Source organism: Chryseobacterium sp. MMS23-Vi53 (assembly GCF_047651245.1).
Classification (GTDB): Bacteria; Bacteroidota; Bacteroidia; order Flavobacteriales; family Weeksellaceae; genus Chryseobacterium.
In genome coordinates, this window is the sequence record NZ_CP180265.1 from 1736140 (window position 1) to 1760768 (window position 24629).

The window sequence follows — 24629 nt, forward strand, 5'->3', positions numbered from 1 at the left end:
CATGTCAGCAATAAAATATTTTAGTTTGAAAATTTTCTCTCTATCCGTTTTATTGCTGATATTTTTTTCCTGTGACAGCAAAAAACCCGAAAATATTTCTTCAAATCCAAATGACATTATTTCTATAAGTTATTCTGATATTGGTGGAGAACTCGGAAACTATAAAATTGTAAAAGTCACAAAAGATTCTATTCATCTTGAAATGGGAGCTACCAATAATAAAGCTCACAAAGAATGGAAATCGGCAATCCAACCTCAAGTCTGGAAAAAATTGACATCAACAATCGATGTAAAAACTTTAGATAAAATTAAAAGTTCGCCCAGCAAACAATCTGTAGATGGTTTCGACGAAACCTTCCAGATCAGAACTCAGAAAAAGTACCACGCTTATGTAAATTCATACGTTGATACCGTTTATTATAAGCAACTCCAAAAATTAAAAGATCAAATTCAAGCCATTCTTCCAACAGAATACAATTAAACCAATGCACGAAAATTTTTCATTAAAACCATATAATACATTTGGTGTAGAAGCAAAAGCAAAATATTTTGCTGAAATAAATTCTATTGAAGAATTAAAAAAAGCTTTAAACTTTTCAACCGATCACAATCTCCCACTTCTTTTTTTGGGAGGCGGAAGCAATATTTTATTGACAAAAGATTTCGATGGGTTGGCTGTTAAATTAAATCTAAAAGGAATTCATGAAGATCTTATTAGCGAAAATCATGTTTTAGTTACTGCAAAAGCGGGAGAAAACTGGCATGAATTTGTACAATTTTGCTTAGATAAAAATTACGGTGGATTGGAAAATCTATCATTAATTCCTGGAAATGTGGGAACTTCACCAATGCAAAATATTGGAGCTTACGGCACAGAGATCAAAGACATTTTTGTGAATTGCACCGTTCTGAATCTGGAAAATCTTCAATTGGAAACTTTCGATCTGGAACAATGTAAATTTGGTTACAGAGATTCTGTTTTTAAACAAGAAGGAAAAGGAAAATATGTAATTCTAGAAGTCATTTTTAAATTAACAAGACAAAATCACCACATCAAAACAGAATATGGCGCGATAAAATCTGAATTGGAAAATTTAGGCATTGAAAACCCGACTATTCAGGATGTTTCAAAAGCCGTAATCAATATTAGACAAAGCAAACTACCCGATCCAAAGCAGATTGGAAATGCAGGAAGTTTCTTTAAAAACCCAACAATCCTTTTAACTCAATTTGAAGAATTACAACAAAAATTTGAAAATATTCAGGGTTACCCAAACGGAGATTTTGTAAAAGTTCCCGCTGGTTGGCTGATCGAACAATGTGGCTGGAAAGGAAAACAAATTGGAGATGTCGCTTCCCATAAATTACAGTCTTTGGTTATTATAAATGCAACCGGAGAAGCTACAGGAAAGGAAATTTTTGATTTTTCGACGGAGATTATTAATTCCGTAAAAGAAAAATTCGGGATTGAATTGGAGAGAGAAGTGAATATTATTTAAAATTTTAATAAATTTAGGTACTTTAACCTAACCTTGTCAAAGTTTTGAACTTTGACAAGGTTCATAATATAAAGCAACACAAACATGAAAATCGCAATTCTCGGAGCCGGAAATATGGGTTTATCTTTTTCAAAATCATTTTTAAAATATGATCTGATAAAACCGGAAAATTTACATTTAATTACAAGAAACGAATCCAAATTCTCCAAAATTTCAGAAGAATTTCCAAAGTCGAAAATCTCAACTTTTGATGATGTAAAACAATTGGAGGCAGATTTAATTATCATCGCCGTAAAACCACAGGATTTCCAACACGTTGCGGAAAATTTCAAATTTCAATTACAGGAAAATCAAATGGTTCTATCCATCATGGCGGGAATTAAAATCGAGAAAATTCAAAAATTATTAAATCATCCTTGGGTTGTAAGAGCTATGCCAAATTCTCCTACTCTTCTCGGAATGGGAATCACAGGATATACTTCTGCAGCTGGAATTTCTTTCAGTCAGCTAATTAATATTGAAAGATTATTAAACTCCACCGGAAGATCGGTTTATTTGGAAAATGAAGAGTTGTTGGATGGCGTAACAGCACTTTCCGGAAGCGGACCAGCCTATTTTTATTACATCGTAGACGCGATGATAAAAGCCGGAGTGGAAATGGGAATTGATGAAAACTTATCTAAACTTTTCGTTCAGCAAACGATGTTGGGAGCTTATCATTTGATTAATAATTCTGATAAAAGCTTAGAAGAATTAATTAAAGACGTTGCCTCAAAAGGCGGAACAACAGAAGCCGCTTTGAAAACTTTTAACGAAAATAATTTTAAAGATATTTTAAAAGACGGAATTCTGAATGCAGAGAAACGTGCAAAGGAATTAAACGGGTAAAATTATATTAGATGCATCGACAAGCTCAGCATCTCTCATTAAAACATTAGTCCTAAACCCAATTTACCAGCTGCTTCTCTGCAAATTTCCTAAGCAAAAACCCAAGAAACACTCCCAAAGTATTCATCAAAATATCATCCAACTCAAAAATTCCCATTCTTGTAAAATATTGTAGTGCTTCAACGATCGTAATTGTAGAAACAAAGGCAAAAAGTAAGGTTTTAAGATCATTAAATTTAGGAAAAATCCAACCCAGAAAACCGAATGGAATGAACATCACCACATTTCCTACAACAATTACTATGATATCCCGCATCGAAACGGCTCCTTTGATAAAATTAATCGTAGAAATAATGGGCTCAATCGTCAGTAAATTATCATCATACTGAATTCTGCCCATCCCAAAGAACATGAGATACAGCAAAAATAAAGTATAGGGAACGATAATAATTTTATAAAATTTCTTTAACATCAATTGCAAATTTATTCATTTCAAAAACATTAAATTTGTGTGTTAAATAAATTTAATGAAATACGTTTTACTTACGCTCATTTCAGCGATGCTATTGTCCATTTCGTGGCCAACTTACGGGGTTCCGTTTTTTATATTTTTTGCGCTAGTTCCACTTTTGATGATGGAGCATGGTGTTTCGAAATTTTCAAATTATAAAAGAAAAAGCTGGGTGGTTTTCGGACTTTCCTACTTATGTTTTGTCATTTGGAATATCGTAACGACAGGTTGGTTATACGGCGCTAAAAATCCCGACGGAAGCAATTCTGTACTTGCAGTTGCTTTTCCGGTTTTGGTTAATTCTCTTTTATATTCCTTGGTTTTTCAATTTTACCACTGGTACAAAAATGCACAGGGAACGTATTGGGGACTTGGATTTTTCATTGCAATCTGGATGAGTTTTGAGAAATTTCATTTGAATTGGGAATTCACATGGCCGTGGCTGAATCTTGGAAACGCTTTTTCAGAATATCCGAAACTTATTCAATGGTATGACACACTAGGAGCGACAGGCGGAAGTTTTTGGATTTTAGTAATTAATATCTTGATTTTTTATACCGTAAGAACTTGGGAAGCAGGAAGAAAAAGAAACGATTTGATCAGAAATTCTTCTATTGTAATAGGATTAATTGCGATACCAATGGTTATTTCTTTTGTTAAGTTTAATAATTTTAATGAAAAACCAATCGGACAGGTAAATGTCTTGATGCTTCAACCCGATCTTGATCCTTACGCTGAAAAATATTCACAGGACAGCTTGACGATTGAGAATGATCTTTTAAGTTTAGCAGAAAGAAATTCGAAAGGAAAAATAGATTATTACATTGCTCCTGAAACCGCACTTCCGGGAAGAGGATCTATTTCGGAGAGGGCTTTTGAGAAGAGTTTAATTTTAAACAATCTTAAAGGATTTCTATCTAAACATCCAGGTTCTGTTTTCACAACAGGAATTTCTTCGCATAAATTCTATACAAATAACACAGATTTACCCAAAGAAGCCTATCAGCTAAATCAAGAACTTTGGGTTGAAAATTTCAATTCGGCTGTTCAGGTTATTCCAAATCAGAAAGTGGAAGTTTATCACAAAGGAAAGCTGGTTCCCGGTGTCGAAATTTTCCCTTATATGAGTTATTTAAAGCCTCTTTTAGGAGATGCCATGCTAAATTTGGGAGGAACGGTTGCTTCTTTGGGAACTGATAAAGAAAGAGTTGCTTTTTCGAATCCCTTCAATAAAGGAAAAATTGCTCCAATTATCTGTTATGAAAGTATTTATGGTGAATTTACAGGAGATTATGTGAAAAAAGGAGCGAATTTCCTGGCCATCATGACGAACGATTCCTGGTGGGGGGTAACGGAAGGGCATAAGCAGCTTTTATCGTACGCAAAATTAAGAGCTATTGAAACCAGAAGAGAAATCGCTCGTGCCGCAAATAGTGGAATTTCCGCGCACATTAACGCAAAAGGTGAGATTTTGGAAGATACTTTTTATGGAGATAAAACCACATTATTTGCGAAAGTAAATCTTTACGATCAGCAGACTTTTTATACAAGAGCTGGAGATTTGCTTTCGAGATTTTCGATTTTTGCGTTGGGGTTTTTGTTGTTTTATTTTTTGATCAAAAGAGTTCAAAATAAAATGAAGAAAGAGTAGCATTTAAATTTTTGAGATATCAAGAAGACATAAGATCAAAGCCTAAATAGAATTGTAAATAGATTTCGTTTGTAAAATAAAACTTGCATCAGCAAAACAGCCTACACCTCTTTTCTAGTTTCATTTTCAAACCCTTTATCTAAAAATGAAGATCAATAATTACTAATTTATTTATAAATAATTTTGTAAAAGATTTGCCTATCTAAAAAATTCTTCGTTATTTTGCAACCTCAAATATTATACAAATAAAGAACATCGAGATATGTCAAGAATTTGCCAAATAACAGGAAAGCGTGCAATGGTTGGTAACAACGTTTCTCACGCTAATAACAAAACGAAGCGTCGTTTTGAAATTAACTTATTGGAGAAGAAATTTTACCTTCCAGAGCAAGATAAGCACGTAACACTGAAAGTATCAGCTCATGGATTGAGAGTAATTAACAAGATTGGAATCGAGGAAGCTATTGAAAGAGCTACAAGAAACGGATTGATTAAAAAGAACTAAATCATGGCAAAAAAAGGAAATAGAGTTCAAGTAATCCTTGAATGTACAGAGCACAAAGAAAGCGGTATGCCAGGAATGTCTAGATACATTTCTACTAAAAATAAAAAGAACACTACAGAAAGATTAGAGCTTAAAAAGTATAATCCAGTTCTTAAGAGATCTACCCTTCACAAAGAAATCAAGTAATTTATAAAATATAATTTACCATGGCAAAGAAAGTAGTAGCAACCCTACAAACCGGGTCTAAAAAAATGACCAAAGTTGTGAAAATGGTGAAGTCTTCTAAATCAGGAGCTTACGTTTTCGAAGAAAAAGTAATGAATGCAGACGAAGTAGACGGATTTTTGAAGAAATAATCCCTACTTTATTTACAATATAAAAAAACTACTCAGATTTTGGGTAGTTTTTTTGTTATCTTTGCTTTTAATCTAGCTGGAAGTCAGAAGCTGGATGCTGGAAGTTCATAGCAGACTTAGAAGCTAGGTTTGTAAACTTCACGCCTCCGTCTTACAGCTTCCATCATTTTAAACATTAAAATTCCGTAATTCATAAGATGAGTTGGTTTAAAAATATTTTTAAAAAAGAAGAAAAAGAAACTTTAGATAAAGGATTGGAAAAATCCAGTCAGGGTTTCTTTGAAAAAATGACGAAAGCCGTAGTCGGCAAAAGCAAAGTAGATGATGAAGTTCTGGATGATCTGGAGGAGATTCTTATTGCTTCCGACGTTGGTGCATCCACAACCATTAAAATCATCGAAAAAATTGAAGAGCGTGTAGCAAGAGATAAATTTGTCGGTGTAAATGAATTGGATAAAATTCTTCGTGAAGAAATTTCAAGTCTTTTACTTGAAAATCCTCATGCAGGAACAGGAAATATCGACACTTCTAAAAAACCTTATGTCATCATGGTTGTAGGGGTAAACGGAGTCGGAAAAACCACTACTATCGGAAAATTGGCTCATCAGTTCAAATCTGAAGGTAAGAAAGTTGTTTTGGGTGCTGCAGATACATTTAGAGCCGCTGCTGTTGATCAATTAGTAATTTGGAGTGAAAGAGTCGGAGTTCCGATTGTAAGACAAGATATGGGTTCTGATCCGGCTTCTGTTGCTTTTGATACGGTACAAAGTGCGGTTGCTCAAAATGCAGATGTTGTGATTATCGATACAGCGGGAAGACTTCACAATAAAATTAATTTGATGAATGAGCTTTCGAAAATCAAAAGAGTAATGCAAAAGGTGATTCCTGATGCTCCTCACGAGATTTTGTTGGTTCTTGATGGTTCTACAGGTCAGAATGCTTTCGAACAGGCAAAACAATTTACAGCAGCTACGGAAGTGAACGCTTTGGCTGTAACAAAACTTGACGGAACAGCGAAAGGGGGTGTTGTAATTGGTATTTCCGATCAGTTCCAAATTCCGGTAAAATACATTGGTGTCGGAGAAAAAATGCAGGATCTGCAACTTTTCAATGGTACGGAATTTGTAGATTCGTTCTTCAAGAAAAGATGATTTTAATCATGTTTTCCCTAAATTAGTAAAAACAAACTCATTAAATATTAACAATTTAAAAAATTTGCAAACTATGGGAATTTTAACATGGATTTTATTCGGACTTATTGCCGGAGCAATCGCAAAATTAATTATGCCTGGAACTCAGGGAGGTGGATGGTTGATCACCATTATCCTTGGAATTGTAGGCGCTTTCGTTGGAGGAGCTATCGGAGTTTATATTCTACACTGGGGTGATGTAACTTCTTTCTGGAACCCAAGAAGCTGGATTTTAGCAATCGGAGGAGCACTTATTATCCTCTGGATTTATGGAATGGCTACTAAGAAGAGCAGCTAAAAAATTTAATTTAAATAAAAATAAAACGGCGGATTTGAAATTCAAATCCGCCGTTTCGTTGTACAATATATAATTTAGTTGATTTTTATCTGATATGGCATTTCCATTTTCACTTCAGACTGTAGCTTTCTTTCTTCTACAACCTGCTCAAGGATTTCATAGTTTGCCTTTCCAATTTTATTTTTAATGACTCTCGCAGAGATATCATCTTCATTAAGATCTTGGAAAATCTGCTCAAACGGAGTCATTCTTTTTGGATAAGATGAAACTGAGTAAGATTTTAAACCAGCTTTCTGTGCTGCAAATTTCACTGCATCATTCAAAGTTCCCAAATCATCTACCAAACCGATTTGTTTTGCTCTGGTTCCGCTCCAGACTCTTCCGCCACCAACGTTATCGATCTGGTCAAAAGTCTGTTTTCTGTTTTGAGTCACGAAATGTACGAATCTTTTATAAGTTCCTTCTACACTTCTTGTAATTAAACTTACTCCGTATGGTGTAACGCCATTTAAAGCAGAATAATACTGAGAATTCGCATTCGTAGAAACAATATCTGAACGAACTCCATTTTTATTTGCAATATCCTTATAATAAGGAATCACTCCGAAAACTCCGATCGATCCTGTAAGTGTATTGGGTTCTGAATAAATTTTATCCGCAGCCATCGCAATGTAGTAGCCTCCTGATGCGGCGTAATCTCCGAAGGAAACGATCAATGGTTTTTTCTTTTTTAATTGTTGAAGTTCAAATAAGATCTCATCAGACGCGTTTGCACTTCCTCCTGGAGAATTAATTCTAAAAACAACAGCTTTTACTTTATCATTTTCCTGAAGATCTTTGATATATTTAATATATTTTTCAGAATGAATGTCATTGTATTTATCGCCTCCATTGATAGATCCTGATGCATACAAAACAGCAACTTTATCTCCGGATTTATCATCGTCAGAATAAGAATCGATATATTTTCCTAAAGAAATCTTATTGATTTTTTCGTTTTCTTTTAAACTTAATTTTGTTTTGATTAATTGATCGTATTCAGTTTTCTGAATCAATTTATCTGCTAATTTATATTTTAATCCTAACTCAGGAATCATTCCATATAAACTATCAACAACCGTTCTGAATTGTGCAGTATCCATTTTTCTTGAAACTGCAATTCTACTGGAAGTATTTTTCCAGATGTCATTTAATAATGTGCTTAACTGCTCTTTATTTTCCGGAGAAATATCGTTTCTTAAAAACGGTTCAACCGCAGATTTGAATTTCCCATGACGAATCACCTGAATTCCGATTCCGTATTTATCTGCAAAATCTTTGAAGAAAGCGACTTCCGTTGCTAAACCTTTCAGCTCGATCATTCCCGCCGGATTCAAATAATATTGATCTGCAACTGATCCTAAATAATAAGAAGACTGAGAAACCGTATTTCCATAAGCGTAAACAAATTTTCCACTCTTCTTAAAATCCTGAATCGCATTTCTAAGATCATCGATCTGAGTAATTCCCGCAGATAACTCATCCGCTTCAATGCTTATACCTTTAATATTATCATCTGTTTTAGCTTTATTAATAGCTTCGATTGCATCATAAATTAAAACACTTTTATTTTGGTCATTGATATTAAAGATACTTCCCTGCTCTTCTGTAGGGCTGTCTATTATATTTGTTTTTAAATTAATGGTAAGTATAGAATTCTTTTTTACCACCACAGACTTGTCGCTGCCCATTGCGCTGAACACAAGCATTATGATAAAAAAGAAGAAAAACACGACACATAATAGGACAATAGCCACTATATTTGCCAGTACATTTTTAAAAAAACTTTTCATAAATCAATCATTTTTCCAATATGTCGCAGCATAAGGTAGTTTTGTTACTGGGAAGTAACCTTGGAGATCAAAAAAAAATTTAGAGAACGCTTTAGACAAGTTAAAAGAAGGCAAAATAGAAATATTACAAATAAGTGAATTTTTGACATCTGACCCCGTAGAATTTGCCAGTTCCAATATTTTTTGTAATATTGCAATGATAATATGTACAGATCTTTCACCTATTCAACTGCTTGATTTTGTTAAAAGTATTGAAATAGAAATGGGAAGAATTTGCGATTCTAAGGCTTCTGGAGGCTATTCAGATAGAATAATTGATATAGATATCGTGAAGTATAATGAATTAAAATTTGTCTCAGAAAGATTAGAAATCCCTCACAAAAAACATCTTTTTGAAAGAGAGTTTTCGCAAATATTATTAAATAAACTATTAAAATAAAACATAAAACATATTGTATGAAATTAGGTTTATTATTATTGGCCACTCTGCCTATTGCGACTTACGCACAGGACAGTATTGCTGTTAGTTCTAACAATCAATATCCGAATACGTTCTCATCGGGTTCTGCCAATGTTCAGCCTTTCAATAACAAAGCTAGGAGATTCAACGACTGGTCTATTTCAGTTGGTGGTGGTGCTGCGTTTATGGTACATTCAGATCTTAAGTCTATTACAGACAAAAAAGTAAACTGGGGGTACAACTCATATGTGAGTTTGGATAAACAAATCACACACACTGTAGGAATCAGCCTTATTTATCAGAGAGGTGAAACAACGCAAAAAGCTCAGCTAGAGGGTGCAGCCGGTGTTGCTGCAGGTGTAGCAGAAGCTAAGACAAAGTATAACCAAATTGCTTTGATGGGGGATATTAACTTTTCAAATTTAATGAGAAGAGTTGATAATCATTCTCCATATAGATGGGCATTGCATGGTTATGGAGGTATTGGTTTAATGAACTATAACACTTCATTACACGACAACGATCAATTCAGATGGAGTACCGTTCCGGCGAGAGCTCCTTTATTTATTGACCAAAAATTAGACATCAACTCTGTTTATTACCAGTTTGGTGTGGGTCTAAAATATAATGTTTCAAGACTTGTAGATCTTGAGCTTAGAACAATGTACATTATCAGTGGGGATGATGAATTTGACGGTGGCGGTTGGGCCGATCCTGCAGATTATAATCCAAGTTCAGCAAATGCAAAATACAATATGCTGGATAAAAGAAGATCTGACAATGCATGGACAGTAAACCTTGGAGTATCGTTCAAACTAGGTAAGCATATGTCTCACCTTGCTTGGCATGATCCTTTACAAGAAGCTTATTACAGAGCAAACGTTCTTGAAAATGCATCAACAGAGCTTGTTGTTTGCGAAAAAGGAGATAATGATAACGATGGTGTTTGCGATGATTGGGACAGACAGCTTGATACTCCAGCAGGAGCAAGAGTTGACGGTGCCGGTGTAGCATTAGATATGGATCTTGACGGAGTTATTGACTTATACGATAAGTGTGTAACTGTTCCGGGACCTGTTGAAAATCAAGGTTGTCCGACTAATAAATAAATCATTTAATTAACTAAATAAAAAATACACTATGAAATTAAGTTTAGCAATTGTTGCATTAGCACTTACTGTTCCTACGGTTGCTTTTGCGCAAGACTCAACTGCAGTAGTTTCAAATGGAGAATATCCAAATACATTCTCTTCAGGCTCTGCAAATGTTTCCCCGTTTACAAATAAATCGAAAAGATTCAATGATTGGGCAATCTCTTTTGGTGCAGGTGTACCATTGATTCAATCTGCAGATTTAACTTCTATAAAGAACGGTAACGGTAAAAACCTTTTCGGATATTCCGCATATGTAAGTATCGATAAAGCGATTACTCATGCTTTTGGTATTAACTTACAATATGACAGAGGGGAAACTAGACAAGGTTGGTTTAATACTAAAAATGCTGCGCCTACAAATGCTTCAGCGTATCAGCAAGTAGGAGCTAGAACTCAATATGATGCAATTTCATTATTAGGAGACATCAACTTCTCAAACTTACTAAGAAGAGTTGATAACCATTCTCCTTACAGATGGGCATTGCACGGATATGCTGGTATCGGTACAATTGCGTACAGAGCTTATCAAAAAGACGAAATGGGGCAAAGAATGGTAACTGAAATTAAGCCATTCCAACTTGGATCTATGTTTGCTCAGGCAGGTGCCGGTGTTAAATTTAAAGTAAACCGAAGAATTGACATCGAAGGTAGATTGATGTACGTTGTAACTGGCGATGATGAATTTGATGGTGGAGGACAAAAATATAGTGCGATCAACCAAAGAGAAGAGCAGGTTTCTGATAACTTCTTCAATGCTACTTTAGGGGTATCTTTGAAATTAGGAAAACACGAATCTCACTTAATGTGGCATGATCCACTTCAAGAAATCTATTACAAGCTAGATGTATTGGCTAATAAAAACCAAGATATTGAAGTTTGTAAAAAAGGTGACCTTGATAACGATGGTGTTTGTGACGATTGGGACAGACAGCTTGATACTCCTGCTGGTGCAAGAGTTGACGGTGCTGGTGTTGCTCTTGATACTGACCTTGACGGAGTTATCGATCTTTACGATAAGTGTGTAACGGTTCCAGGACCGGTAGAAAACCAAGGTTGTCCTACAACTTCAACGACTCCTGTTGGACCGGTAGTAGAAACTGAAACGAAATTGGAAGGAATTGAATTCGATTTGAACTCAGACAGAATTTTACCTTCTAATACACCAATCCTGAACAACGCTGTAAATTACATCAACTCTTCAAACGGTACATATACTGTAATCGGAGCTACGGATACAAGAGCATCTGATGCTTACAACCAAAAGCTTTCTGAAAGAAGAGCAAACAACGTTAAAAATTATCTAATTAAAAACGGTGTTCAGTCTGGTAAATTAAACTCAGAAGGTAGAGGTGAAAAAGATCTTAAATATCCTGAGTGTGACCCTGCTACTAAGTGTCCGGAATGGAAAAACAGAGCAAACAGAAGAGTATATTTTGAAGCAAAATAAACTAATTTGTTAATAATATTAAAGTCACGCAGTGCGTGACTTTTTTTGTTTTGATACTTTCATTACTTTTACCCTATGATTTCTCAACAAGATTTTCAAGAGCTAAAGTTTAACACCCTGAAATATTTTTGGGGGTATGATCAATTTAGAGATTCTCAGGAAGCAATTATCGATTCGGTGATCAATGAAAAAGACACGCTTGTTCTTCTCCCAACGGGAGCAGGAAAATCACTTTGTTACCAGCTTCCGGCTTTATTGAAGGAGGGAACCTGTCTTATTATTTCACCACTTTTAGCTTTAATGAAAGATCAGGTAAATCAATTAAAATCAAGGGGAATCGAAGCTGAATATTTGTCTTCTGAATTGGATGAATATGATGCAGAAACCATTTATGATCGTTGTAAGGAAGGTTTAACCAAAATGCTTTATATCTCTCCGGAAAGATTGACTAATAAACAATTTATCCAGAATATAGAAGAAATTGCATTGTCTTTTATTGCAGTCGACGAAGCGCATTGTATTTCGGAATGGGGACAGGATTTTCGTCCAAGCTATCAAAATATCAAAGATTTCAGAAAAAATAACCCAAAGATTCCATGCTTGGCTTTAACGGCGACGGCGACTCCAAAAGTTTTAGATGAAATTAAATTAAAGCTTGAATTAAAAGATCCAAAAGTTTTTCAAAAAAGTTTTAAAAGAGACAATATTAAAATCTTCACGGAAGAAGTTTCTGATAAATTTCAAAAGGTTTTTGACATTTTAAAATTCACTAATGAATCGGGAATTGTTTATGTAAGAACTAGAAAAGAAGCCGAACAACTCAACGAATTTTTACAGAAAAACCAATTGAAAAATGTAGATTTTTTCCATGCTGGTTTATCCACAAAAGAAAAAAACACCAAACAAAACATTTGGAATAAAAGCAATAATAACGTCCTGATTTCAACCAATGCTTTTGGAATGGGAATAGACAAAGACAACGTTCGTTTTGTGATCCACTATTCGCCCGCTCCGTCGATTGAAAATTATTATCAGGAAATCGGAAGGTCGGGAAGAGACGGAAATGAAAGTTTTGCATTTTTACTTTGGAATAAACAGGAAATTTTAAATTTCGATCAAATTTTAAAGAATCAAATTCCGAATAAAGCCGAATTTTTAAAAATTATCTCCTACCTCTACTCTATTTTTCAAGTTGCAGAATTTGAATTGCCTGAAAAAGTTTTTCAATTAAATACAACCGGAATCCAGAATTTCACAAAGCTGTCGAACGCAAAGATTAAAAATGTTTTGAATTTTCTCCACAATCAGGAAATTATTTATTTGAATGAATATAAAAGTCTTTCATCTTTACAACTATTAATGGAAGCTGATGAAATCGATCAATTACCTCAAAAAGATGCTTACTTTTTAGAATTAATGCTTCGTTCGATTTCTGGAATTACAACGCATAAAGTGATGTTTAGTGAGCAACAAATCAGTTCTAAAATCAATGTGAGTATAGAATTAATAAAAGAAAGATTAAAAGAGCTTCAGCAAAAAGGCTATGTTGAATATATTGACGGTGCTTTATCGAGCATTAAATTTCTAAAACCACGAGACGAGAGAATGAATGGCTCCATTTACTGGAAGCTTTTTGAGCATATTCAGAAAAATAAAATGCAAAAATGGGAAGAGATGAAATTTTTCGTGGAAGACAATCAATATTGTAAAATGAAATTAATTCTCGCTTATTTTGGAGAAAAAAATTCTAAAAACTGCGGAGAATGTTCTGTTTGTGAAAGAAATAAACAATCGATTTTCGGAAAAAACATTTCAAATCAAATCATTAATTTATTAAGCAAAAGACCTGCGACAATCGAAGAACTTTCCATTCAGTTGAGTTATCATTCAAAAGAAAATATTTTGGAAAATCTTATTTTCCTGCTTGATTCGGGAACTGTGAAAATGTTGAATTTTAGGACTTATATGTTGGCTTAAGCAAATAATTCATAACTCATAATTTATAACTTATAAATCAAAGACCTTATCTTTGTACCATGAAATCATTGAAAGTTGTATTTTTAGGAACTCCGGAGTTTGCAAAAACTTCTTTGGAAGCCATTCATCAATCTCATCACGAAGTTGTAGGCGTTGTAACGGTTGCGGATAAAGCGAGCGGACGCGGACAAAAAATCAATCAATCGCCTGTAAAAGTTTTTGCAGTAGAAAATAATATTCCTGTTTTTCAACCTGAAAAATTGAGAAATCCTGAATTTTTAGAAGAGCTTAGAAAACTCGATGCCGATGTTTTTGTTGTTGTAGCTTTCAGAATGATGCCAAAAGTTTTGTTTGAAATGCCAAAAATGGGAACTTTCAACCTTCACGCTTCCCTGCTTCCTGATTACAGAGGTGCGGCTCCGATCAATTATGCAGTGATTAACGGTGAACAAAAATCGGGTGCGACAACATTCTTTATCAATGAAAAAATTGATGAAGGAAATATTTTACTTCAGGAAGAAATCCCCGTTTTGGAAGATGAAAATGCAGGAAGTCTTCACGACAGATTAATGGAAATGGGTTCTAAATTAGTCGTAAAAACATTAGATGGATTGGCAGAAAATTCAATTATTGAAAGACCTCAACCGCACGTTGAGCATCCAAAAAATGCTTTTAAAATTTTCAAAGAAGATACAAGAATCGACTGGACAAAAAATTCAAAAGAAGTTCACCAGTTTATTTTGGGAATGTCACCTTATCCGGCTGCTTTTACCACTTTAAAAATTGGAGAAGACGAAAAAGGATTAAAAATATTCAGTGGAAAATTTGAAATTTTAAGCCACGGAAAAACTGCAGGAAGCTTAGAGATTTCAAAAAATGAATTTAAGATCCACACACAAGACGGTGTATATTTTCCTTTAGAATTACAATTGGAAGGAAAAAAAAGAATGAATATTAAAGATTTTCTAAATGGTTTTAGAAATTTTGACGAAATAAAAATGGCCTGAGAAATCAAGCCATTTTTTTATTTGAATTGTGAATTGTCAATTTTGCTTCGCAAATAAATTTAAAAACGTATCAAAAAAAAATTGACAACAAAGTTAATTCACAATTGACCATTCACATTTTATAGTTGCACCATCTCCGTCACCTCGACATCGTATCCACCAACTTGAGGTTTAATGTTTGGATTCTGAGTGATTACTTTAAACTTATTAATTCCAAGATTTTTCAAAATCTGCGTTCCGATTCCGTAGTCTCTGTAGTTGAATGCCAATGTCGGATGCTGTTGCTGCCCATCCTGATAATTAATGAACTGCTGCAATTTTCTCAATGTATTCTCAGAATTTGAAACGTTATTGATGAAAATAATTGCACCTTTTCCAGCTTCATTTACCATGCTTGTCACTTTCTCCAATAAAGGTTTTTCACCATTATTCAATCTTGTTAAAACATCAAAATAAGAATCAGAAGACTGAACTCTCACTAAAACAGGCTCGTCAACCGTCCAAGATCCTTTCGTTAAAGCAAAGTGAATCTGATCATTAGAAGTTTCTCTGAAAGCAAAGAAATCAAATTCTCCGTAAGCTGTTTTTACTTTTCTCTCTTCTATTCTTTCGATTAGGTTTCCTTTTTTAAGCTGATAATGAATCAGATCTTCGATAGAAACAATTTTCATATCATGTTTTTGAGCAAAAGCGTAAAGATCCGGCAAACGAGACATCGATCCGTCTTCATTCATAATTTCGCAGATTACACCACCTTCTTTTAAACCAGCTAAACAAGTCAAGTCAATGGCAGCTTCCGTATGTCCTGCTCTTTTCAAAACTCCACCTTTTCTTGCACGAAGTGGGAAAATGTGACCTGGTCTCATGAAATCTGTAGGCTTAGATTTTTCATCCATCAAAGCTAAAATTGTTTTCGCTCTGTCACTCGCAGAAATTCCAGTAGAAGTTCCGTTCCCCAAAAGGTCAACCGATACCGTAAAAGCTGTTTCTTTCGGATCGCTGCTTCGGCTCACCATCACTTCAAGCCCCAATTCGTCGCATCTTTTTTCAGGAAGTGGCATACAAATAAGACCTCTTCCGTGATACGCCATGAAATTGATGATTTCTGGTGTTGTAAGTTCGGCAGCACAAAGAAAATCGCCTTCGTTTTCTCTGTCCTCATCATCTACTACTATGATTATTTTACCATTTTTAAGGTCTTCAATAGCCTCCGGAATAGTATTTAACTTAATATCAGACATTTTTACTTTTTAAATTTGCGTAAAGATACTCATAAAAAAAGGCATCTTCCAATTAATATAAATGGTTTGTTAAGCAGTGAATAAAGAGTCTTTTGCCTTTCTGATAATTTCGTAAGACTCCAGCCTTTTCTGATGGTCGTAGATATGAGAATTAATGATCAATTCGTCCACATTGAATTTCTCCTGAAAGCTTTTCAGTTTTTCAGCAATTTCACTTTGATCTCCGATAAAAGTATATCTTAATTTCTGTAAAACCATCGATCTTTCCATTGCTGACCAAATAGTATCCATATCATCAACCGGCGGTGCAAAAGGTTTTCTGTCATTTCGAACAATATTAATGAAAGCCTGAAACAGAGTCGTAGAAATTTTGTGAGCTTCTTCTGAAGTTTCTGCAGCAATTCCGTTGACACAAGCTAAAATATAAGGTTTATCTAAATATTTTGAAGGTTCAAAATGTTCTCTGTAAATATTGAATGCTATTTCCATTTGTTCGGGAGCAAAATGTCCTGCAAATGCATATGGAAGTCCCAATTCCGCAGCCAACCAAGCACTGTCTGTACTAGAACCTAAAATATATAGTGGAATATCCAATCCTTCTCCGGGAATTGCTCGAACCAATGCATTTGAATTTTCTTTGGAGAAATATTTTTGCAATTCTAAGATTTGTCTAGGAAATTGTTCGTTAATGATTGCCGGATTTCTACCCAATGCCTGAGCTGTTAAACCATCTGTTCCCGGAGCTCTTCCCAATCCAAGATCGATTCTTCCCGGGAAAAGAGATTCCAATGTTCCGAATTGTTCGGCAATGACTAATGAGCTGTGATTCGGAAGCATAATTCCGCCCGATCCTACTCTGATTTTTTTTGTTCCGTTGGCGATAAAACCGATCAGAACCGATGTTGCAGAACTGGCAATGCTTTCCATATTGTGATGTTCGGCAAGCCAGAATCTTTTATAATCTAAATTTTCAGTATGGTTTGCTAAAGATAAACTGTCCTGAAATGTATCGTGAATGGTCTTATCCTGTTTTACAGGCGCAAGATCCAACACCGATATTTCGAAATTTTTCATATTTTAAATTTTAGGTTTAAAAAACCAAACAAATGTAAGGCTAATAAATTGCATTAGTTACTTTTTGTAATTGATAGGATTGATGGTATAGTTCAGAAAAAAACTATTGGAAATTGCATGAATTTCACTTTACTTTTACCACTGCCACTTTTTATGTATATTTAATTCAACTTTTTATATTTAAAACATTAACTATGAAAAAAATACTGTTTGTATTTACAATTCTACTTTGTTGGAGCAGATTATTTTCTCAGGAAAATCTTAACATCCCCACAAAATTCCCTACAGATTACGGTATCTTCACATTTCCTTTAGCCTCAAAAATAACTTTAGAATTAAAAGAAAATGGTAATAAATACAAATACCGTGTTTTAAATATAGAACCATATAAAGAATATTATCCATTAAGTAAAGAAAAAAATCTTTTTTCAAAGAAAATAAAAGAAAATACTATTGAAATATTTTTTACAGGAGCTTATTATAATGAAGGAAAAGAAGATAAAGATTGGAAATCTCTTTTATCTTTAAAAAGTAATGTAAAAGTTCCATTAAATTATAAGGCAGATATAAAATATTATTTTAAAAACGAATTTGAAAATACTTCTATATCTGGAGTTTTTCCCAATGCAAAAACAAACGAAATTTGGGGTCATAAAATTGATCTAATTACTCTGTATGACTTTGAAAAATTGAAGAAATGACATTATTCAGCTTGAAATTGCAACATTCAACATAAAAAAAAAGGATTCAATTAAATTGAATCCTTTTCTATTTTTTATTTCGCTTTCTCCTTCAAATAATTAAAATGATTAATCAAAATCCTGATTTCATTAAATTCAAAATTACTTGGCAACACATTTTTCCATTCCGTAAGCGTTTCTTTTGGATCTTTATAAAAAATATCTTCAAAAGCTTTTATTTTGTCGGAAGTTACCACTCTGGAGATATCCAGTAAGCCCTGTTCTGCAAATTTCGCCAAATGTCCGATTACCGTTTCCTTTACCAGACCTCTTTCCAAGGCTATTTCACCGATAGTTTTTCCTTGTTCGAATAATTGGAAAGTCAGAACCTGAGACGGAACTTTCGCAATTTTCATGGTGATTTCCTTGTCGTTTTTTTCGTCTAAAAGTTTGGTTTCCAATAAATGAATTTCCTTTAAACTGTTCAAATATTCTTCAACGTCTTCCAACCAGACACGAAAATCTTCGTTGTATTGTTTTAAACCTTTTGTACCTTTTATTTCAGCATAAAATTCTTTCAGTGGATTGAAAATTTTATCCCGGATTTCAGTAAAAAAGAAATTAACTGCTCCTTTCGTTTTGCTTTCAATTTCCGACCATTCTTCTTTCTGATCGATAAAATTATTAATCTTTTGAGAAATTACCCTTTCTAATTTTTCGAAGATCTTTCCTAGGTTTACAATTTCAGGTTTTAACTGATTATATAATTGTTTCGTTTTAAGGTGATCTAGACTTTTCGTAACAATTGAAAGATTATTCCAGTCTTCAACTTCCTTCAAAAGCCATTGAGAATCAACAGTTCGAAGAACTTTTCTGATGCTGTAATCGTATTTTTCTTTATTTAAAATCGCTTCAACATTATCATTGGCATGAGTATCTCCCTGAAATTTCAAAATTCTGTTGTCCTTAAAAATAACATCAGGGGTAATTTTCGATTTCAAAACAATTCCTTCCAACGTTCGGCAGCGTGACAACGCTACATAAACCTGCCCCGCCGTGAAACTCTTTCCTGCATCGATAATCACTTTATCAAACGTCAAACCCTGACTTTTATGAATCGTAACCGCCCAAGCTAATTTAATTGGAAACTGCTCAAAGCTTCCTAAAACTTCTTCTGCAATATTTTTTTCGGTATCGAGAAAATATTTTTTCTGTTCCCAGACTTCCCTTTTTACAGTGATTTCCCTTTCGCTTCCATCGAGAATGACTTTAATTTCATTTTCGTCTAAAGCAGAAATTTCGCCCAGTTTTCCATTAAAATATCGCTTTTCTCCGGAAATATCGTTTCGGATAAACATAATCTGAGCTCCAATTTTTAAATCTAAAAACTGCTCATTCGGAAACTGATTTTCTTTAAACTCTCCAAAAAGTTTGGCTTCATAAGTTGTTGCCGTAACTTTTATTTCATCCAGCTTTTCCTGATTGATGTCGTCTGCCATTTTGTTGTGCGAACACAGATAAACGTAAGGCTCATCTCCTGCATTAAAATCAGGATCGAATCTTTCATTTAAATGATTAAAATCGATATTGGCAACGTCCCCGTCACGGATTGCATTTAAAATCGCTAAAAATTCTTCGTCAGATTGACGGTAAACTTTCGTTAATTCAATTGTAATTAAAGGAATTTCTTTGATCGCATGACTGTCAAAAAAGAAAGGAGAATCGTAGTACATCCTTAAAATATGCTCATCTCTCACCACAGGCGGAAGCTGATACAAATCTCCGATGAACAACATCTGCACCCCTCCAAAACGTTGATTATTTCTTCGAATAAATCTCAAAGAAAAATCCATCATATCCAATACATCAGATCTCAACATAGAAACCTCATCAATGATAATGACTTCAACTTCGCGAAGAAGCTTCAGCTTATCTTTTCTGTATTTAAAATGAGGCATCAAGTCGGCAATATTATTCGCCAGACTGGTGTCGATTCTGTCTGTTGTCGGTAAAAAAGTTCTCAAAGGAAGGCCAAACATCGAGTGAATGGTAACACCACCTGCATTGATCGCCGCAATCCCGGTAGGTGCGACTACAATGTGTTTTTTTCTGGTGCGTTTTACAAAGTCGTTGAGAAAAGTTGTCTTTCCCGTTCCTGCTTTTCCCGTTAAAAATACGCTTCGGTTCGTGTGCTCTATTAAGTCAAAAAAATGATTGTTCATCGTTGCCAAAATTACGGAAAATGAAATTCAAAATCCTTACCTTGGCACAACTTTTGAAAATAGTACAATATAACTTGAGAAAAATTATTTATGAAAATCCCTGTTTTAGCCTTATGCACGGTTCTTTTTATGGCTTCTTGTTCCTCAACAAAAAATGCCAATACCAATTTACCGATAGATATTTCAGAAAGACCGGCAGATGAAAACAGTCAGAAATACGATCAGGCTCAGTTGGATAAAATAAAAGCATCAATAGAAACAGAGATTTCCAAAGAAAAATGTGAGAATGCCAACGACTGGGCGTTTGCTCCAATGGGCGCAAAAGCTTGTGGAGGGCCTCAATCTTATATTGCTTATCCAAAGAAATTGGAAGCAACAATTTTAACCAAAATCAATGATTATACGGAAAAAGTAAAGGCTTTCAACCAAAAATACAACATCATGTCGGATTGTATGATGGTCAATCCACCAACTTCCATTAAATGTGTGAAAGGAAAAGCAGAATTAGTCAATTCTTAAATAAAAAACATTATTAACATAAACATATAAAACTCACTCAGGAGTTTTTTCACTAAGGATTATTAAAAAATCTCTGTCTTTTGGGACAGAGATTTTTTTGTGAATTATTGAAATGTGAATTCTAATAATGAACTAATCCACCCGGAGGAAGTTCACTTTCTAAGTTCTCAATATTAATAAATTTACCAAATTCGCCATCATAATGGTAAACTAACAACTTTAATTTTTCATTATTATCACTAATAAATTTAATGATTTTGTAGTTTACTTTTTTTGTTAAATCATCTTGATAATACTGAATGCTAAAAAAACAGTCATCCAACAGAATATCAAAATCAAAATCCTGTTTTACTTGTTTTATAATTTTCCAGACATTAATTTTAGGTCCAGGAATACCTGTATCATAAGGAACTTTTTCCCAATCAGTTTCATTGATTATTTTTCCTTCTATATCATAATTTCTCTCAACCCCAACCTCCATTGTACCGACTTGGCTAATTCCCATTAAATATTCGTTCTTAGATTTAATTTTTAAATTCGGATAAAATTGATAATTAACGTGATAATTTCCAAAAGTTTTATTCATTCTAGAAATGCCATCTTTATTATATGACATATTAATGATAGAATCTTTTCTTTTAAATGATATAAAGTCAGCGTTATGATAAGTTTTAATTTCACAATCCATCGGACAGGATTTCTTAATTAAAGAATCATACTCCTTAAAATTAAATTCTCGAATATCATTACCTTGAGATTTCAAAAAATTAAACAGTGTAAATGCTATTAACGTTAATATAAATTTCATTTAATAAAATCAACTTAAAAAACTATCTTTCAACATGCTTCACATTTTCTTTATACCAAGAAGAATATTTCACATAATTATCTGCAATTCTGTTCACTTCGCCTTCTAATAATTGAGAATTGATATCTTTTATTTTTCTTGCCGGAACTCCGCCCCATACTTCCCCAGATTTTATGTGAGTTCCCTGCGTTACCACAGAACCTGCTCCTACAATTGAATTTTCCTCAACCAAGCAATCGTCCATTACGATAGATCCCATTCCGATCAAAACGTTATCTTTTATTGTGCATCCGTGAACGATGGCATTGTGACCGATTGATACATTATTCCCAATATTTAAAGGATGTTTTTGGTAAGTACAGTGCAACATTGCATTATCCTGAACATTCACTTTATCTCCCATTTTAATATAATGAACATCTCCACGAATCACTGCATTGTACCAAATACTGCAATCTTTTCCCATCGTAACATCTCCGATAATCGTTGCTGTTTCTGCAAGAAATGTATTTTCCCCGATTTGTGGTGCTTTGCCTAAAAGTTCTTTTATAAGTGCCATATTTTTAATTTGATATTTTGATAATGAGCTGATTTGAAAATTAAATTTTATCCTTCAGAATTTTAAAATGATACCGATAGCAAAAATCTAACTTCTAACTTCCAGCTTCTAATTTCTAAATACGTATTTTTGTATCTCAAATTTAACGAAAAAATGCGTACCATACTTATAGAACCAACCGAAAACCCGAAAGTGATGAAATTTGTTGCAGATTACAACCTTATTCCGGGATCTTTGGAGTTGGATAGAGATTCAGATATTTCGGAAATTCCGTTGGCACAGGAACTTTTCAATTATCCTTTTGTGGAAAGAATTTTCATTACTGCAAATTTTGTGGCGGTTGCCAAACAAGATACGATGGAGTGGGAACATGTAGCTGAAAGCCTGAAAAATGTAATTGAAGACGAACTATTGGCAAACCCAAGAATTTACCTTCAGAAGAAAAAAGAACTGTATCAGATTTATTCAGAAATGACTCCTAATCCTAATGTGATGAAGTTTGTTTCCAATAAAATGCTGATAGAAGGTTTTGTGGAAGTAAAATCAAGAGAAGAAGCAGAAGGTGTTCCGATGGCTCAGGCTATTTTCAAGGAATTCGATTTTGCCAAGGAAGTTTTTATTTCTGATAATTTTGTTGCCGTTACCAGAGATAATTCTGTAGAATGGCATGAGGTAATGATTGCTGTACGTGCTTTAATTGCAGATTATCTTCAAAACGGAGGTGAGATCTCAAACATCGAAGCTCAGAAACATGAAAATCCGGTTGAAAAAATCATCAACAGAGATTACACAGACGATGAACAGAAAATTTCTGATATCCTAAATGAATATGTTGCTCCTGCAGTGGAAAACGACGGCGGAAAAATTTCATTAATGGAATATGTTCAGGAAAGTAAAACTGCAAGAATGCTTTTACAGGGCGCTTGTTCAGGTTGCCCAAGTTCTACCGCTACTTTGAAAAACGGAATCGAAAATATCTTAAAACAATTCGTCCCGGATTTGGTAGAAAGAGTGGAAGCTGTAAACGGATAAAAACATAAGTAATTAGTAATAATTAATAAGCAATAAAAATTACTCATTACAATTACTCATTATTTATATTTTATGAAAGGAATTTTATTAGTAAACCTTGGTTCGCCAAAATCTACGGATGTAAAAGATGTAAAGGAATATTTGGATGAATTCCTGATGGATGAAAGGGTGATCGACTATCGATGGATCTTCCGTGCATTATTGGTTCGAGGAATTATTTTAAATACAAGACCTGCAAAGTCTGCCGAAGCTTACAAGACGGTTTGGACGGAGCAAGGTTCACCATTAATTGTTATTACCGAACAAATCCAGAAAAAACTTCAGAAGTTGGTGGATGTTCCGGTAGAAATCGGGATGAGATATGCAGAACCAAGCATTGAAACAGGAATCAGAAAACTGGTTGAGAAAGGAGTTTCGGAAATTGTACTTTTCCCATTGTATCCGCAATATGCGATGAGTACAACTGAAACGGTGATTGAAAAAGCGGAGGAAGTAAGAAAAGAAAAATTTCCTGATGTAAGAATCAATTATATACAGCCTTTTTACAACAGAGATATTTATATTGACTGTTTGGCGGAAAGCATTAAAGAGAAACTTCCTGAAAATTTTGATGCCCTACAATTTTCTTATCACGGAGTTCCGGAAAGACATATTTACAAGACCGATCCTACCAATACGTGTAATCTGAACGACTGCTGTTCGAGAGAAAGTAATCCGAGTCATCAGTTTTGTTATCGCCATCAATGTTTTGATGTAACCAATTCTGTTATTAAAAAATTGGGATTACCTAAAGAGAAAGTGATGGTTACGTTTCAATCTAGGTTAGGAAAAGATAAATGGATGGAACCTTATACCGACGAAACTCTTGAAAGTATCGGTAAAAAAGGAATTAAAAATCTGGCGATTGTTTGTCCGGCCTTCGTTTCAGACTGTCTGGAAACATTGGAAGAAATTTCTGTGGAAGGAAAGCATCAGTTTATGAGTGGCGGTGGAGAAAACTTCCATTATATTCCTTGTCTTAATGATGAAGATCGATGGATCGAAGTCGTGAAAACGCTTTGTGAGGAAAAACTCAATGAATTTTATTTAGTTTAAAATATAGTAACCTTCGGAAACGGAGGTTTTTTTTTGCTTAAATATTGGTTTGCATCGTCGGAAATTCCGAAAGTCTCAACATATTTAATTTCTTTCCATCGGAAGTTCCGACAGCTAAAATCAATTTAAATTCTATTTGTCGGAGCTTCCGATTGTATGAATCGGTTTGGGTTTGCACTGTCGGAAGTTCCGACGGCTTGAACTTGTATTTTGGGATGGTTTGCTCTTTTATTTCTTCTGATTCTATGTTTCGTTTGAATCTTTTTAAATTATTTCTACTATTTAAACTTTTGAATTTTAACGCAAAGGTCACAAAGATTTTTTTTGACCACTATACTTTTTTTAGTTCACAAAGGTGTTTCACTTAACTAAGTCCGCTAAGTTCTTTAATACTCCCTTGTCATTTCGACTTTTATAACAAACTTTGATTATTATTCTGTGTTATTAAAACAGTCGCAAGTTCCTAGCCCCGATAGAAACGACATCCTTTTTTGTTGCGGCGTAGCGAAGCGGAGCCGTGACAAAAAAGATATAGTGGATAGCGGGAAAAAGCTTCAAATAGAAAATTAAACTGCTTTTCGATGTAATCAAATAGCTCCCGAAAAAAATTCAGACAAAATAAAA

26 protein-coding genes are annotated in these 24629 nt (G+C 34.1%); 18 read left to right on the forward strand and 8 right to left on the reverse strand.

Going from position 1 to position 24629, the window contains the following annotated elements:
- Nucleotide 1 precedes the first annotated feature (1 nt).
- The 3 genes from ACKX2A_RS07730 to proC all read left to right on the forward strand — a co-directional run bounded on the left by ACKX2A_RS07730 (nucleotide 2) and on the right by proC (nucleotide 2387).
- Nucleotides 2-481, forward strand: coding sequence for a hypothetical protein (locus ACKX2A_RS07730; protein WP_415328800.1), 480 nt, complete (start codon nucleotides 2-4; stop codon nucleotides 479-481).
- 4 nt (nucleotides 482-485) lie between these two features.
- Nucleotides 486-1499 (forward strand): UDP-N-acetylmuramate dehydrogenase, encoded by a 1014-nt coding sequence (gene murB, locus ACKX2A_RS07735; protein ID WP_415328801.1) that lies wholly within the window; start codon nucleotides 486-488, stop codon nucleotides 1497-1499.
- A gap of 84 nt (nucleotides 1500-1583) precedes the next feature.
- On the forward strand, nucleotides 1584-2387 hold the full coding sequence (gene proC / locus ACKX2A_RS07740) for a pyrroline-5-carboxylate reductase (protein WP_415328802.1): 804 nt from the start codon (nucleotides 1584-1586) through the stop codon (nucleotides 2385-2387).
- Nucleotides 2388-2439: 52 nt separating this feature from the next.
- On the opposite strand, the gene ACKX2A_RS07745 is transcribed toward proC, so the two are convergent.
- Nucleotides 2440-2859, reverse strand: a complete 420-nt coding sequence (locus tag ACKX2A_RS07745; protein WP_415328803.1) for a VanZ family protein — start codon at nucleotides 2857-2859, stop codon at nucleotides 2440-2442.
- Nucleotides 2860-2914: 55 nt separating this feature from the next.
- Here ACKX2A_RS07745 and lnt point away from each other — a divergent pair, with 55 nt between their 5' ends.
- The 6 genes from lnt to ACKX2A_RS07775 all read left to right on the forward strand — a co-directional run bounded on the left by lnt (nucleotide 2915) and on the right by ACKX2A_RS07775 (nucleotide 6898).
- On the forward strand, nucleotides 2915-4549 hold the full coding sequence (gene lnt, locus ACKX2A_RS07750; protein WP_415328804.1) for an apolipoprotein N-acyltransferase: 1635 nt from the start codon (nucleotides 2915-2917) through the stop codon (nucleotides 4547-4549).
- 262 nt (nucleotides 4550-4811) lie between these two features.
- Nucleotides 4812-5054, forward strand: coding sequence for a 50S ribosomal protein L28 (gene rpmB, locus ACKX2A_RS07755; protein WP_002976757.1), 243 nt, complete (start codon nucleotides 4812-4814; stop codon nucleotides 5052-5054).
- A 3-nt stretch (nucleotides 5055-5057) separates the two neighbouring features.
- Nucleotides 5058-5240, forward strand: a complete 183-nt coding sequence (gene rpmG / locus ACKX2A_RS07760; RefSeq protein ID WP_027373683.1) for a 50S ribosomal protein L33 — start codon at nucleotides 5058-5060, stop codon at nucleotides 5238-5240.
- A 20-nt stretch (nucleotides 5241-5260) separates the two neighbouring features.
- Nucleotides 5261-5410 (forward strand): DUF4295 family protein, encoded by a 150-nt coding sequence (locus ACKX2A_RS07765; RefSeq protein WP_065395045.1) that lies wholly within the window; start codon nucleotides 5261-5263, stop codon nucleotides 5408-5410.
- A 197-nt stretch (nucleotides 5411-5607) separates the two neighbouring features.
- Entirely contained in the window at nucleotides 5608-6561 is a 954-nt protein-coding gene (gene ftsY / locus ACKX2A_RS07770; protein WP_415328805.1) for a signal recognition particle-docking protein FtsY, read from the forward strand.
- A gap of 73 nt (nucleotides 6562-6634) precedes the next feature.
- Nucleotides 6635-6898 (forward strand): GlsB/YeaQ/YmgE family stress response membrane protein, encoded by a 264-nt coding sequence (locus ACKX2A_RS07775; RefSeq protein ID WP_415328806.1) that lies wholly within the window; start codon nucleotides 6635-6637, stop codon nucleotides 6896-6898.
- 74 nt (nucleotides 6899-6972) lie between these two features.
- Here ACKX2A_RS07775 and sppA read toward each other — a convergent pair whose 3' ends face one another.
- Entirely contained in the window at nucleotides 6973-8730 is a 1758-nt protein-coding gene (sppA, locus tag ACKX2A_RS07780; RefSeq protein WP_415328807.1) for a signal peptide peptidase SppA, read from the reverse strand.
- Nucleotides 8731-8851: 121 nt separating this feature from the next.
- Here sppA and folK point away from each other — a divergent pair, with 121 nt between their 5' ends.
- The 5 genes from folK to fmt all read left to right on the forward strand — a co-directional run bounded on the left by folK (nucleotide 8852) and on the right by fmt (nucleotide 14775).
- Nucleotides 8852-9169 (forward strand): 2-amino-4-hydroxy-6-hydroxymethyldihydropteridine diphosphokinase, encoded by a 318-nt coding sequence (gene folK, locus ACKX2A_RS07785; RefSeq protein ID WP_415329431.1) that lies wholly within the window; start codon nucleotides 8852-8854, stop codon nucleotides 9167-9169.
- Between the two features lie 17 nt (nucleotides 9170-9186).
- Entirely contained in the window at nucleotides 9187-10299 is a 1113-nt protein-coding gene (locus ACKX2A_RS07790; RefSeq protein ID WP_415328808.1) for an OmpA family protein, read from the forward strand.
- A 31-nt stretch (nucleotides 10300-10330) separates the two neighbouring features.
- Entirely contained in the window at nucleotides 10331-11791 is a 1461-nt protein-coding gene (locus tag ACKX2A_RS07795; protein WP_415328809.1) for an OmpA family protein, read from the forward strand.
- A 75-nt stretch (nucleotides 11792-11866) separates the two neighbouring features.
- Nucleotides 11867-13768, forward strand: coding sequence for an ATP-dependent DNA helicase RecQ (locus ACKX2A_RS07800; protein WP_415328810.1), 1902 nt, complete (start codon nucleotides 11867-11869; stop codon nucleotides 13766-13768).
- A 59-nt stretch (nucleotides 13769-13827) separates the two neighbouring features.
- Nucleotides 13828-14775, forward strand: coding sequence for a methionyl-tRNA formyltransferase (gene fmt, locus ACKX2A_RS07805; RefSeq protein WP_415328811.1), 948 nt, complete (start codon nucleotides 13828-13830; stop codon nucleotides 14773-14775).
- A 119-nt stretch (nucleotides 14776-14894) separates the two neighbouring features.
- Here fmt and ribB read toward each other — a convergent pair whose 3' ends face one another.
- Both ribB and ACKX2A_RS07815 read right to left on the reverse strand, forming a co-directional pair.
- Nucleotides 14895-16016 (reverse strand): 3,4-dihydroxy-2-butanone-4-phosphate synthase, encoded by a 1122-nt coding sequence (gene ribB, locus ACKX2A_RS07810; protein ID WP_415328812.1) that lies wholly within the window; start codon nucleotides 16014-16016, stop codon nucleotides 14895-14897.
- A 69-nt stretch (nucleotides 16017-16085) separates the two neighbouring features.
- Nucleotides 16086-17090, reverse strand: a complete 1005-nt coding sequence (locus tag ACKX2A_RS07815) for an LLM class flavin-dependent oxidoreductase (RefSeq protein WP_415328813.1) — start codon at nucleotides 17088-17090, stop codon at nucleotides 16086-16088.
- Between the two features lie 194 nt (nucleotides 17091-17284).
- Between ACKX2A_RS07815 and ACKX2A_RS07820 the strand changes: the two genes are divergently transcribed.
- A complete protein-coding gene (locus ACKX2A_RS07820) occupies nucleotides 17285-17791 on the forward strand; it encodes a hypothetical protein (RefSeq protein ID WP_415328814.1) in 507 nt (168 codons plus the stop codon).
- A gap of 74 nt (nucleotides 17792-17865) precedes the next feature.
- On the opposite strand, the gene ACKX2A_RS07825 is transcribed toward ACKX2A_RS07820, so the two are convergent.
- Nucleotides 17866-19992, reverse strand: coding sequence for a helix-turn-helix domain-containing protein (locus tag ACKX2A_RS07825; protein WP_415328815.1), 2127 nt, complete (start codon nucleotides 19990-19992; stop codon nucleotides 17866-17868).
- Between the two features lie 90 nt (nucleotides 19993-20082).
- Here ACKX2A_RS07825 and ACKX2A_RS07830 point away from each other — a divergent pair, with 90 nt between their 5' ends.
- The gene (locus ACKX2A_RS07830; RefSeq protein ID WP_415328816.1) at nucleotides 20083-20511 is read left to right on the forward strand and encodes a hypothetical protein; all 429 of its coding nucleotides are present in this window, start codon (nucleotides 20083-20085) and stop codon (nucleotides 20509-20511) included.
- A gap of 121 nt (nucleotides 20512-20632) precedes the next feature.
- Here ACKX2A_RS07830 and ACKX2A_RS07835 read toward each other — a convergent pair whose 3' ends face one another.
- Entirely contained in the window at nucleotides 20633-21319 is a 687-nt protein-coding gene (locus ACKX2A_RS07835; protein ID WP_415328817.1) for a hypothetical protein, read from the reverse strand.
- Nucleotides 21320-21341: 22 nt separating this feature from the next.
- A complete protein-coding gene (locus ACKX2A_RS07840) occupies nucleotides 21342-21878 on the reverse strand; it encodes a gamma carbonic anhydrase family protein (RefSeq protein WP_415328818.1) in 537 nt (178 codons plus the stop codon).
- A 153-nt stretch (nucleotides 21879-22031) separates the two neighbouring features.
- Here ACKX2A_RS07840 and ACKX2A_RS07845 point away from each other — a divergent pair, with 153 nt between their 5' ends.
- Nucleotides 22032-22910, forward strand: a complete 879-nt coding sequence (locus ACKX2A_RS07845; protein WP_415328819.1) for a NifU family protein — start codon at nucleotides 22032-22034, stop codon at nucleotides 22908-22910.
- Nucleotides 22911-22982: 72 nt separating this feature from the next.
- Nucleotides 22983-24005 carry a ferrochelatase gene (gene hemH / locus ACKX2A_RS07850; RefSeq protein WP_415328820.1) on the forward strand — a complete coding sequence of 341 codons (1023 nt, stop codon included), beginning with the start codon at nucleotides 22983-22985 and terminating at the stop codon, nucleotides 24003-24005.
- 37 nt (nucleotides 24006-24042) lie between these two features.
- Here hemH and ACKX2A_RS07855 read toward each other — a convergent pair whose 3' ends face one another.
- Nucleotides 24043-24318, reverse strand: coding sequence for a hypothetical protein (locus ACKX2A_RS07855; protein ID WP_415328821.1), 276 nt, complete (start codon nucleotides 24316-24318; stop codon nucleotides 24043-24045).
- Between the last annotated feature and the right edge of the window lie 311 nt (nucleotides 24319-24629).

Excerpts from the sequence above, each read along its gene's own strand:
- ACKX2A_RS07730 (WP_415328800.1), top strand. The coding sequence starts at position 2 with ATGTCAGCAATAAAATATTTTAGTTTGAAAATTTTCTCTCTATCCGTT.
- murB (WP_415328801.1), top strand. The coding sequence starts at position 486 with ATGCACGAAAATTTTTCATTAAAACCATATAATACATTTGGTGTAGAA.
- proC (WP_415328802.1), top strand. The coding sequence starts at position 1,584 with ATGAAAATCGCAATTCTCGGAGCCGGAAATATGGGTTTATCTTTTTCA.
- ACKX2A_RS07745 (WP_415328803.1), bottom strand. The coding sequence starts at position 2,859 with ATGTTAAAGAAATTTTATAAAATTATTATCGTTCCCTATACTTTATTT.
- lnt (WP_415328804.1), top strand. The coding sequence starts at position 2,915 with ATGAAATACGTTTTACTTACGCTCATTTCAGCGATGCTATTGTCCATT.
- rpmB (WP_002976757.1), top strand. The coding sequence starts at position 4,812 with ATGTCAAGAATTTGCCAAATAACAGGAAAGCGTGCAATGGTTGGTAAC.
- rpmG (WP_027373683.1), top strand. The coding sequence starts at position 5,058 with ATGGCAAAAAAAGGAAATAGAGTTCAAGTAATCCTTGAATGTACAGAG.
- ACKX2A_RS07765 (WP_065395045.1), top strand. The coding sequence starts at position 5,261 with ATGGCAAAGAAAGTAGTAGCAACCCTACAAACCGGGTCTAAAAAAATG.
- ftsY (WP_415328805.1), top strand. The coding sequence starts at position 5,608 with ATGAGTTGGTTTAAAAATATTTTTAAAAAAGAAGAAAAAGAAACTTTA.
- ACKX2A_RS07775 (WP_415328806.1), top strand. The coding sequence starts at position 6,635 with ATGGGAATTTTAACATGGATTTTATTCGGACTTATTGCCGGAGCAATC.
- sppA (WP_415328807.1), bottom strand. The coding sequence starts at position 8,730 with ATGAAAAGTTTTTTTAAAAATGTACTGGCAAATATAGTGGCTATTGTC.
- ACKX2A_RS07790 (WP_415328808.1), top strand. The coding sequence starts at position 9,187 with ATGAAATTAGGTTTATTATTATTGGCCACTCTGCCTATTGCGACTTAC.
- ACKX2A_RS07795 (WP_415328809.1), top strand. The coding sequence starts at position 10,331 with ATGAAATTAAGTTTAGCAATTGTTGCATTAGCACTTACTGTTCCTACG.
- ACKX2A_RS07800 (WP_415328810.1), top strand. The coding sequence starts at position 11,867 with ATGATTTCTCAACAAGATTTTCAAGAGCTAAAGTTTAACACCCTGAAA.
- fmt (WP_415328811.1), top strand. The coding sequence starts at position 13,828 with ATGAAATCATTGAAAGTTGTATTTTTAGGAACTCCGGAGTTTGCAAAA.
- ribB (WP_415328812.1), bottom strand. The coding sequence starts at position 16,016 with ATGTCTGATATTAAGTTAAATACTATTCCGGAGGCTATTGAAGACCTT.
- ACKX2A_RS07815 (WP_415328813.1), bottom strand. The coding sequence starts at position 17,090 with ATGAAAAATTTCGAAATATCGGTGTTGGATCTTGCGCCTGTAAAACAG.
- ACKX2A_RS07820 (WP_415328814.1), top strand. The coding sequence starts at position 17,285 with ATGAAAAAAATACTGTTTGTATTTACAATTCTACTTTGTTGGAGCAGA.
- ACKX2A_RS07825 (WP_415328815.1), bottom strand. The coding sequence starts at position 19,992 with ATGAACAATCATTTTTTTGACTTAATAGAGCACACGAACCGAAGCGTA.
- ACKX2A_RS07830 (WP_415328816.1), top strand. The coding sequence starts at position 20,083 with ATGAAAATCCCTGTTTTAGCCTTATGCACGGTTCTTTTTATGGCTTCT.
- ACKX2A_RS07835 (WP_415328817.1), bottom strand. The coding sequence starts at position 21,319 with ATGAAATTTATATTAACGTTAATAGCATTTACACTGTTTAATTTTTTG.
- ACKX2A_RS07840 (WP_415328818.1), bottom strand. The coding sequence starts at position 21,878 with ATGGCACTTATAAAAGAACTTTTAGGCAAAGCACCACAAATCGGGGAA.
- ACKX2A_RS07845 (WP_415328819.1), top strand. The coding sequence starts at position 22,032 with ATGCGTACCATACTTATAGAACCAACCGAAAACCCGAAAGTGATGAAA.
- hemH (WP_415328820.1), top strand. The coding sequence starts at position 22,983 with ATGAAAGGAATTTTATTAGTAAACCTTGGTTCGCCAAAATCTACGGAT.